The organism is Mesorhizobium sp. M4A.F.Ca.ET.090.04.2.1 (genome assembly GCF_003999085.1).
Lineage (GTDB): Bacteria > Pseudomonadota > Alphaproteobacteria > Rhizobiales > Rhizobiaceae > Mesorhizobium.
On record NZ_RZOT01000205.1, the window covers coordinates 1 to 9,536 of the forward strand.

Annotated in this window: 9 protein-coding genes; 2 read left to right on the forward strand and 7 right to left on the reverse strand. The window is 65.2% G+C overall.

Going from position 1 to position 9,536, the window contains the following annotated elements; translation table 11 throughout:
- The 7 genes from EN781_RS16080 to EN781_RS16110 all read right to left on the reverse strand — a co-directional run.
- The coding region (locus tag EN781_RS16080) for an extracellular solute-binding protein (protein WP_127400139.1) at positions 1-857 on the reverse strand (857 nt) is incomplete at its 3' end.
- A gap of 62 nt (positions 858-919) precedes the next feature.
- Complete coding sequence (locus tag EN781_RS16085; RefSeq protein WP_126058034.1) at positions 920-1,579, reverse strand: GntR family transcriptional regulator; 660 nt, start codon at positions 1,577-1,579, stop codon at positions 920-922.
- Between the two features lie 19 nt (positions 1,580-1,598).
- Positions 1,599-2,483, reverse strand: a complete 885-nt coding sequence (locus EN781_RS16090) for a dihydrodipicolinate synthase family protein (RefSeq protein ID WP_126058033.1) — start codon at positions 2,481-2,483, stop codon at positions 1,599-1,601.
- A gap of 196 nt (positions 2,484-2,679) precedes the next feature.
- Complete coding sequence (locus tag EN781_RS16095; protein ID WP_126058032.1) at positions 2,680-4,074, reverse strand: multicopper oxidase family protein; 1,395 nt, start codon at positions 4,072-4,074, stop codon at positions 2,680-2,682.
- 203 nt (positions 4,075-4,277) lie between these two features.
- Entirely contained in the window at positions 4,278-5,666 is a 1,389-nt protein-coding gene (gene chrA / locus EN781_RS16100; RefSeq protein ID WP_126058031.1) for a chromate efflux transporter, read from the reverse strand.
- Positions 5,663-6,481 (reverse strand): sulfurtransferase/chromate resistance protein, encoded by an 819-nt coding sequence (locus EN781_RS16105; protein WP_126058030.1) that lies wholly within the window; start codon positions 6,479-6,481, stop codon positions 5,663-5,665. The genes chrA and EN781_RS16105 overlap by 4 nt, the downstream gene beginning before the upstream one ends.
- Before the next feature lie 159 nt (positions 6,482-6,640).
- The gene (locus tag EN781_RS16110; protein WP_126058029.1) at positions 6,641-7,429 is read right to left on the reverse strand and encodes a 3-hydroxybutyrate dehydrogenase; all 789 of its coding nucleotides are present in this window, start codon (positions 7,427-7,429) and stop codon (positions 6,641-6,643) included.
- A gap of 224 nt (positions 7,430-7,653) precedes the next feature.
- Between EN781_RS16110 and EN781_RS16115 the strand changes: the two genes are divergently transcribed.
- Both EN781_RS16115 and EN781_RS16120 read left to right on the forward strand, forming a co-directional pair.
- Positions 7,654-8,442, forward strand: coding sequence for an acetoacetate decarboxylase (locus tag EN781_RS16115; protein WP_126058028.1), 789 nt, complete (start codon positions 7,654-7,656; stop codon positions 8,440-8,442).
- A partial coding sequence (locus tag EN781_RS16120) for a patatin-like phospholipase family protein (protein ID WP_145965519.1) occupies positions 8,435-9,536 on the forward strand: 1,102 nt, incomplete at its 3' end. The genes EN781_RS16115 and EN781_RS16120, both read left to right, overlap by 8 nt.

The following is a 9,536-nucleotide window of genomic DNA, read 5'->3' on the forward strand; positions in this document are numbered from 1 at the left end:
CCGTCGAACCACATGCCGATCTTGCCCTGGAGGAAGGCGGACTGCGCCTCGGCCCAGTTGAAGCCGGTAACGCCGGGAGGCGCCGATTTGGTCATCAGCCGCTGGTAGAGGCCAGCGGCCTCGACCGCCTCGGGCGAGAGGGTGCGCAGCTTGCCGTCGGCGTCGAGCGGCGTCATGTCGTAGCCCAGCATCAGCGACGTCCACACCGGCGTGTTGGCGTTCTTCAGTCCGCGGGCGACAAAACCATAGGTGTTGGCTGAAGCATCGGTCAGCGCCTCGGCGGCGGCGACCAGCTGCTCGAACGTCTCGGGATATTTGAGGCCCTTGGCCTCGAACAGCTCCTTGTTCCAGTAGAGGATCCAGTAGTCGACCGAGAACGGCAGCGAGCGCAGCGCGCCTTGCGCGTCCTTGGCGAAGACCATGCCGGCATCGGCGAAGTCACCCTCGACCAGCGCCGAATCCGTGAGCGTCGGATCGGCGAGATAGCCGGAGATATCGGCCAGCCAGCCGCCCTTCTCGAACTGCCGCTTCTGCACGTGGTAGCTGAGATGCACGACATCGAAGCTCGGCTTGCCGGAGCTGAGCTCGATCACCGTCTTCTGGCGCTGCTGCTGTTCGGGCGTCGCTTCGGCATTGACCTTCATGCCGGTCAGTTCCTCGAACTCGGCGAGGTATTTTATCAGCGTGTCGCTGCGCGGGCTCTTGACCAGATTGACGTCGAGCGTGGTGCCGGCAAAGCGCTTCCAGTCGACGCCGGCGGCAAAGCCGGGGCGCAGGCCGGCGAGGCCGGCGGCGGCAAGAGCGGCGGTTCCGGCAAGCAGCTGCCTTCTGGTTGGGGTAAACGGATTGGACGACATTTCTTCCTCCCGGGTTGCTGTCGTTGTGGATTGCGCCGCTGCCGCGGCGCGGCTCATTTCCCTCAGATCTGCAGCGCCAGCCGGCGCGCATTGTCGATGTGCAGGCTGATCGCCTCGACCGCCTTTTGCGGGTTGCGGCTTTCCATGGCCTCGATCACCGCCAGGTGCTCGCGCATGACCGGCACGACGCGGCCGTCGATGCGGAACCGCTCCTGGTGGATCAGCCGGATCTTCACCGAATTGACAAGGTAGGCCTTGGCGATGATCTCGTTGTCCAGCGCGTCGATGAAGGTGTCATGCATGGCCCAGTCGATGGCCTGCGCCTTTGCCTCCATCTCCGGCGTCGCCGGCTGCGCCAGCGCCTCAGCGAGCATCTCCTCATGCTCGCGCCGCAAACGGGCGAGCTCGGCATCGGCGGCATTGACGGTGAACAGCGCCACCGCCTCGCGCTCCATGAACAGGCGGAACTGGAAGGCCTCGCGGATCAGGTTGATGTCGATATGCGCGATCTGCATGCCGCGCTGCGGAATGGTGGTGAGCAGGCCCTCGGCTTCGAGCCGCGGCACGATCTCGCGGATGGCGCCGAGCGGCAGCCCGGTGAAGGCAACCAGTTCGCGCTGCGACACGAACTGCCCGGGCCTCAGATCGCGCGCCAGCAAATGCCGGGTGAAGCTGGCATAGGCCTTTTCCCTGAGGGTCGCCGGTTCGCTGCTGTCTTCCATTCAGCGCTTCCTTTGCCGGTCAGGCCGGCTCTGTCGCAAACAATTGGTCATAGGCTGCGGCAAGCTGCTTGCGCCCCTGCTGGGAGGTCGGCTCCAGCGGCGGACGAACCGCGAGCCAGCCGTCATCGCCGGTTCGGCGCGCCAGCATCGCCTTGACCGCCGGTATGACCGGAAATTTGAGCAGTTCGAGCACGAAATTCTCGACCCGGGCATCGTCGCGACCCTCCACCGCCATGGCGCGGATCTCGCCGGTGACGAAATTGGCCATGCCGGAAATGGCGCCCTGCCCGCCCCGGCGCACGCTTCTCGCCAGGTGCCGCTCGTCGCCAATCAGGATCACCAGGTCGCCATGCGCGGCAAGCAGCGCCTCGCTGTAGCTCCAGTCGCCACCCGAATCCTTGACACCTGCGACCACGTTCGGAAAGGCAGTGCGCAGCCGGCTAATCAGGCTGAGCGGCAACGGCACCATGGTGACCGACGGGATGTTGTAGAGCAGGATATCGCGGGCCAGCGGACCCAGCGCCGCGAAGACGGCGGCAAACCATCCGAACAGTCCGTCCTCGCCGACATTCTTGAAATAGCTCGGCGGCGCCAAAAGGATGTTGCGGGCGCCCAGTTGCAGCGCGTGCCGCGCCTGCTCGGCCGCGTCTTCGGCCGCATCGACAAGCACGCCGGAAACGAGCTGATGCGCCGGGATGCCGGCGGCAAGCATGGCCTCGATGATGCGGCGCCGCTCTTCGGTGCCGATCGAGGCACCTTCGCCGGTGGTGCCGAACAGCGTAGCGCTGCCGCAGCCGGCGCCAAGGCAAGCCTTGGCCTGCGCGACCATCGCGGGAACCGCGATCTGCCCGGACGCGTGAAAAGGCGTCGCCAGGGCGACCGAAAGACCAAAGCGCGAAGTCACTGCGAAAGCTCTCCTGATGTCACTATGTGGGCAGCTTTATCACACTAACATGTTAGTTGTAAATGCGCGGTCGCGAGTTTTGGAAATGGCACCCGTTCAAGTTTGGAAACGCCGGGGCGCAACATCCGGAGTGGCTGCGAAAAAACCAGCCTTTGCCCGCGCCGCGAGCCGCCGTCATGCGTTGCGACCAGTCCTTTCAGGCTACCCGGATATAGCTCGTCATCCCCGACTTCTGGTGCTCGATGATGTGGCAATGCAGCAGCCAGTCGCCGGGATTGTCGGCCACGAAACCCAGCTGAACCTTCTCGGCGGGCTGGATGAGATAGGTGTCGGAGACGAGCGGCTGGACCCGGCGCGTCGACGACGACAGCACCTTGAAGCTCATCCCATGCAGATGGATCGGGTGCGATTGCGGCGTCAGGTTCTCCATGTCGATGACATAGCTCCTGCCGAGCTTCAGTTCGGCCAGCGGCGCGGTCGGGTCCGGCGTGTCGCCCGGCCACGGCACCTTGTTGATCGCCCAGAAACTGTAACCGAGCGAGCCGCAGATGCCGTCGGCCGGAACGTTTTCCGCGGTGGCGCTGAGCGCCAGCGAAATGTGCTTCGCGCTGGCGACATCGACCTCCGCCACCGGATTGGCTTCCAGCGCCGCGAGATCGCGAACGTCGCGCCTAAGCGACTTTCCGACCGCGCGCAGCGTCGCCAGTATTTTGGGCTTGGTGCCCCTGACGTCCCTGAGGCTGACGATGGCACCCTCGTCGTCGGGCATGCGTATGGCAAGGTCGAGCCGCTGGCCGGGTCCAAGTTGCAAGGCGTCGGGCGCGAAGCGCTGCGGCACGGGATTGCCGTCGAGCGCGACGACTGCCGCCTCGGCTCCCTCGACACGGAAGGCGTAGACGCGGGTGACGTCGGTAATGGCGGCCCTCAGCCGCACCAAACCGCCGGCGGGCGCATCGAATTGCGGCTGGTCGAGCCAGTTGGCGGTGCGCACCGTCCCATAGGTGCCCGCCCTTGCTGCATCGCGAGGCCGGAACTGGTCGATGAACTGGCCGTCATCGCCGAGTCGCCAGTCGCGCAGATTGATCACCATTTCGGCATCGAATTGCGGATCGTTCGGGTTCTCGACCACGATCACGCCGGTCAGCCCATGGCCCATCTGGGTCAGCGTGTTGCAGTGCGGGTGATACCAGAAGGTGCCGGCGTCCGGCGGCGTGAACGCGTAGTCGAAATGATCGCCGGTGTAGACATAGGGCTGCACCAGGAACGGCACGCCGTCCATCTTGTTGGGAACGCGGATGCCGTGCCAATGGATCGTCGTCGGATCGTCGAGGCCGTTGATCAGCCGCGCGGCGAACGGCTCACCCTTCTTCATCCTGAGCACTGGCGGCATGCCGGCCTCGCCATAGGTGAGCACATCCCTGGTCTGGCCGACATCCATCAGCTTCGCCTCGATCCTCGCCGTCTTCAGCATCACCGGATCGGGCCTGGCCAAGGCCCGGCTGGCGAACCTGCCCATGGCGCACAGCCCGATACCGGCCGCGCCGGCCACCGCCGTGGTTTTCAGAAGGTTGCGGCGCGTCAGTAGCGTCATGCTGCGTTCCAACTCGAAAGGACAATCCTGGCACCGGGCCTCATTGCGGCAAAGCGCACAAAGCGTGTAGCCCCCGATGCTGCCCGCCGACAACACCACGTCGTTCGATCGGACCGGAAATCACCCTGCCGTGATGGCCGCACCGGTTGCGGCCAGACCGATGCGCCGCCGTCTTGCAGCGTGCCGCCGTGATGGCGCAGGCGTCAAAGCGCCTGCAACGCCAGCCCCGCCAGCGCCGATGCGGCCAGCGTCGGAAGCATGCCGACCCCGAGCCTGAGCATGGCGACCATCGCTGCGATCGAAAGCAGCGCGGCGCGCCAGTCGAGCGACGACAGCACCGGGATCTCCATGCCCAGGCCGACGCTGCGCACCGTGCCGAAGACGACATGCAGCGCGAACCAAAGCGCCAGGTTCATCACCACGCCGACGACGGCCGCGGTGATCGCGCCGAGCGCCGCCGACAGCGCCTTGTTCTGCCGTAGCTGTTCGATGTAGGGCGCGCCGAGAAAGATCCAGAAGAAGCAGGGCACGAAGGTCACCCACAAGGTCAGCAGCGATCCGAGCGCCCCGCCGAGCAGCGGGTTTATCGCGCCGGCGTGCCGGTATGCGGCGACGAAACCAACGAACTGCAGCACCAGGATGAGCGGCCCGGGCGTCGTCTCGGCAAGGCCGAGCCCATCGACCATTTCGCCGGGCGCCAGCCAGCCGAACGACGACACCGCCGCTTGCGCGACATAGGCGAGAACCGCATAGGCGCCCCCGAAGGTGACGACCGCCATGACGCTGAAGAAGCTGCCTAGTTGCGACCAGACGCTGGCCGGTCCGGTCAGCGCCGCGATCAGCGCCACCGGCCCGAGCCAGATCGGCAGCCAGATGGCGATGGTGCGCGGCGCGTGCCACTTCGTCGGCCTGGTGTGCTCGAGTTCGCCGCGCTCGAACATCAGGTCGACGGCGCCCTTGCTGTCGTCGGCAACGCCACTCTTGCCATGCGCCGACCCGGAAAACAGGGCCGGCGCGACGCGGTTGCCGACCCAGCCAGCCAGTCCGGCCAGCAGGATGATCAGCGGGAACGGCAGCTTGACGACATAGATGGCGAGGAAGGCGGCGACCGCGATCGCCACCATCACCCGGTTCTTGAGCGCCCGCTTGCCGATGCGGATGACGGCCTCGACCACCACCGCCAGCACCGCCGCCTTGACGCCGAAAAACAGCGCCTCGATGACCGGCGCATCATTGTAGAGCATGTAGAAGCTGCTGAGGCCGAGCATCACCAGCGCCCCCGGCAGCACGAACAGGATGCCTGCGACGAGACCGCCGGCGGTCCGGTGCAGCAGCCAGCCGACATAGACGGCAAGCTGCTGCGCCTCGGGACCAGGCAGGAGCATGCAATAATTGAGCGCATGCAGGAAACGCTGCTCGCCAATCCAGCGGCGCTCCTCGACCAGTTCCTTGTGCATCAGGGCGATCTGCCCGGCCGGCCCGCCGAAGGAGAGCAGCCCGATCCTGGCCCACAGCCGCACCGCCTCCCTGAAACTCGGCGCCGGCGGCACACGGGCGGTCTCGGCATCGTTGCCCGCCATGAGGTCGTTCATAACGGCTTGCTCCCGCTCGGCCAGTTGTGCGTTTCCTCGGTGGCGTCGCGGCACCATCTGAAGAAGGAATCGTAGATGAGCATGCCCGCCTCGAGCTGCTCGAGATCGTCGCGGAACATGCGTGACAGGCCAAGCGATGCGGCAAGGAAGCCCGCCGCTTGCGGCACCATGTCGAGCCGTGCCGTATCGGCGGCGCGCACGATCAAGGCCAGGCGATCGAGGGCCTCCGAGCGCAGCCCGAATTCCTCGATCATCGTGTCGAAGGTGCAGCGCTCGCCGCGATGGCTCCAGAACACATTGTCGATGTCGAAGGGAACCGCCGCAAAGCGGTCGGCCACCGCCGGCACCTCGGCCGCATCGACGAACAGGAACACCGCATTGGGATCGACGAAGCGGCGGATCAGCCATGGGCAGGCGATGCGGTCGACCTTGGGCCGCGCCCGCGTCACCCAGACCGTGCGGCCCTTGTCGTCACGGGGCGGAATCGCGCTGGCCGTGACCAGCGGCGCCTTGGCCGCCGCCCAGGCCTCGAAGCCACCTTCCAGCGATTCCGCCGCTATCCCTTCATGGCGCAGCCACGCGGCGACGCCTTGCGAGAGTTTTTGGCCCTTCTGGCAGATGACGACGACCCTGGAGCCGGTGAACTCCGCCGCCCAGGTCGGGACGGTCCTGAAATCGCGCCGGCTGGATGCCGGCAGCAGGCGCGGATCGGCTTGATAATCCTCCTCGACGCGCACGTCGACGAGGACGGGCGCATCCGGCAGGCCGGCGAGACGGGAAAGTTGCTGTACGGTGATTTCGGTTGTTGACGGCATGGCGTCCACCTCCAGAACAAAGAGAGTTTGGACGCGAACGTTGGGCTGACGCCTCACGGGGTCGTCGCGGGGAACCCCTTGCCTAGGATGCTGGAACGATCCCTCGCCCTTGTCAAGGAATGAGCTTCCGCGAGCGATACCCGCGGCGGTTTGCGACGCTTACTGCGCCGTCCAGCCGCCATCCATCGGCAGGGTGGTGCCGGTGATCTGCTTGGCCGCGTCCGAGCACAGGAACAGCGCCAGCGCGGCGAGCTCGTCCACGGTGACAAATTCCTTGGTCGGCTGCGCGGCGAGCAGCACGTCGTGCTTGACCTGCTCCTCGGTCATGCCGCGCGCCTTCATCGTGTCGGGGATCTGCTTTTCGACCAGCGGCGTCCAGACATAGCCGGGCGCGATGGCGTTGACGGTGATGCCTGCCTGGGCGACTTCGAGCGCCACCGTCTTGGTCAGGCCCGCAATCCCGTGCTTGGCCGAGACATAGGCCGACTTGAACGGCGAGGCGACCAGCGCATGCGCGGAAGCCGTGTTGATGACACGGCCCCATTTGCGCGCCTTCATGCCGGGAAGTGCCGCCTTGATGGCGTAGAAGGCCGCCAGCAGGTTGATGCGGATGATCGCTTCCCATCTGTCGTCGGGAAACTCGTCGATCGGCGCGACATGCTGGATGCCGGCATTGTTGACCAGGATGTCGAGGCTGCCGAAAGCCGCATCGGCCTCGCGCACCATGGCGCTGACGGCCGCGCCGTCCATCATGTTGGCATCGGAATAGCGGCACTTGACGCCGAAATCCTTCTCGATGCCGGCGCGCTCCTGCTCGATATCAGCTGCGTCACCGAGGCCGTTGATGGTGACATTGGCGCCCTCGGCGGCAAAGGCGCGGGCGATTGCCAGGCCGATACCGCTGGTAGAGCCGGTGACGAGGGCGTTCTTCGAGGAAAGGGAACCCATGATGATCTCGCGACAGGATTGAAGGGGATATTTCCGCACATAGTTTGTGCGCCGCAACATAACAATGTCATGACCATATGTGGTGCGATTACAATGTTGTGATGCTGTAAAGGAGACTGCGTGCTGGCCTCAAGGTCGATGACATGGCACTGTCATGGTGCCGTGCAACATAGTCCTCCTGCGCGTTTCGAGCGTATTATTCCTGCAACCGATGGGTAAATAGCTTGAAAATCGACGACGTCGTGAAGCGCGCCTATGCGATGCCGCTCACCAATCCATCATTCCCGCCCGGGCCTTACCGTTTCTTCGACCGCGAATACATCATCATCACCTACCGCACGACACGCGAGGCGCTGGAGGCGGTCGTGCCGGCGCCGCTGGAGATCGACGAGCCGCTGGTCAAGTACGAGTTCATCCGCATGCCGGATTCGACCGGCTTCGGCGACTATACCGAGACCGGCCAGGTCATCCCCGTGCGCTACAAGGGCCAGCACGGCGGCTATGTCCATTCCATGTATCTCGACGACGATGCGCCGATCGCCGGCGGCCGCGAGCTCTGGGGTTTCCCGAAGAAGCTCGCCAGCCCCAAGATCGTGCATGAGGGCGAGGTGGTTGTCGGCACCTTGCACTATGGCAGCGTCCTATGCGCCACCAGCACGATGGGTTACAAGCACCAGGAGGCCGACCACGACCAGGTGCTCGCCTCGCTCGCCGCGCCCAACTTCCTCAGCAAGATCATCCCGCATGTCGACGGCACGCCGCGCATCTGCGAGCTGGTTCGCTACTACCTTACCGACGTGACGCTGAAGGAGGCCTGGACGGCGCCGGCCGCGCTCGACCTTCGCCCTCATGTCATGGCCGACGTGGCGAAGCTGCCGGTGCTGGACATCGTGTCGGCCGTCCACTTCACCGCCGACCTTACGCTTGGGCTGGGCGAAGTCGTCCATGACTATCTCGCCGACCGCGGCCATTCCTGGGCGAACGCAACCCAGCCGGAGAAGGCCCGTGCTTGAACGCACCCGAAACAAGGCGGTCGCCGCCTCGATCGAGGAAATAACGGCGCAGTATGACCGCATCGCCCTGGTGTTCCAGGGCGGCGGCGCGCTCGGCGCCTATCAGGCTGGAGTCTACCAGGCGCTGTCCGATGCCGGCTGCGAGCCGACCTGGCTCTCCGGCGTGTCGATCGGCGCCATCAACGCCTCGATCATCGCCGGCAACGAGCCGAGCCGTAGGCTGGAGCGGCTGGAGCAGTTCTGGCAGACGATCTCCGGGCGCAAGATCTGGGCCTATACGCCAGAGGGCGACATCTATCGCGACATCCGCAACCGCACCTCTTCGTGGATGACGATGATGATGGGCCAGCCCGGCTTCTTCAAGCCTCGCTCGCCCAATCCCTGGTTCGAGCAGCCGGGCGCCGAGGGCGCGACCAGCTTCTACAACACCGCCGAGCTCAAGGACACGCTGGAAAGCCTGATCGACTTCGACATCCTCAACGACGGCAGGAAGCGGCTGAGCGTCGGCGCGGTCAATGTCAGGACCGGCAACTTCGTCTATTTCGACACCGACAAGGTGCGCATCGGCCCGGAGCACATCATGGCGAGCGGCGCGCTGCCGCCGGCTTTCCCCTCGATCCGCATCGAGGGTGAATATTACTGGGACGGCGGCATCGTCTCCAACACGCCGCTGCAATATCTGCTCGACCAGGAAGAAGACCGCTCCTCGCTGGTGTTCCAGGTCGACCTGTTCAGCGCGCGTGGCGCCTTGCCGCGCGGCATGGCCGACGTGCTGTCGCGCCACAAGGACATCATGTATTCCAGCCGCACGCGCCAGAACACCGACAATTTCCAGCGCATCCATGCGCTGAAGATGAAGCTGCTCGACGCGCTGAAGCGCGTTCCCCCCGAACTGCTGAAGGAGGGTGAGAGGGACCTGATCGCCGATTATTCCGACGCCGGCGTCGTCAACATCGTCCACCTGATCTACCAGCACAAGGGCTACGAGGGCCACGCCAAGGACTACGAGTTCTCCGGCACCTCGATGCGCGAACATTGGGAGATGGGGCTGGAGGACACCGAGCGCACACTGCGCCACCGCCAGTGGCTGACGC

What these genes read in the sequence shown, in the direction of transcription:
- EN781_RS16085 (WP_126058034.1), bottom strand. Translation starts at nt 1,579, where the DNA reads ATGGAAGACAGCAGCGAACCGGCGACCCTCAGGGAAAAGGCCTATGCC.
- EN781_RS16095 (WP_126058032.1), bottom strand. Translation starts at nt 4,074, where the DNA reads ATGACGCTACTGACGCGCCGCAACCTTCTGAAAACCACGGCGGTGGCC.
- chrA (WP_126058031.1), bottom strand. Translation starts at nt 5,666, where the DNA reads ATGAACGACCTCATGGCGGGCAACGATGCCGAGACCGCCCGTGTGCCG.
- EN781_RS16105 (WP_126058030.1), bottom strand. Translation starts at nt 6,481, where the DNA reads ATGCCGTCAACAACCGAAATCACCGTACAGCAACTTTCCCGTCTCGCC.
- EN781_RS16110 (WP_126058029.1), bottom strand. Translation starts at nt 7,429, where the DNA reads ATGGGTTCCCTTTCCTCGAAGAACGCCCTCGTCACCGGCTCTACCAGC.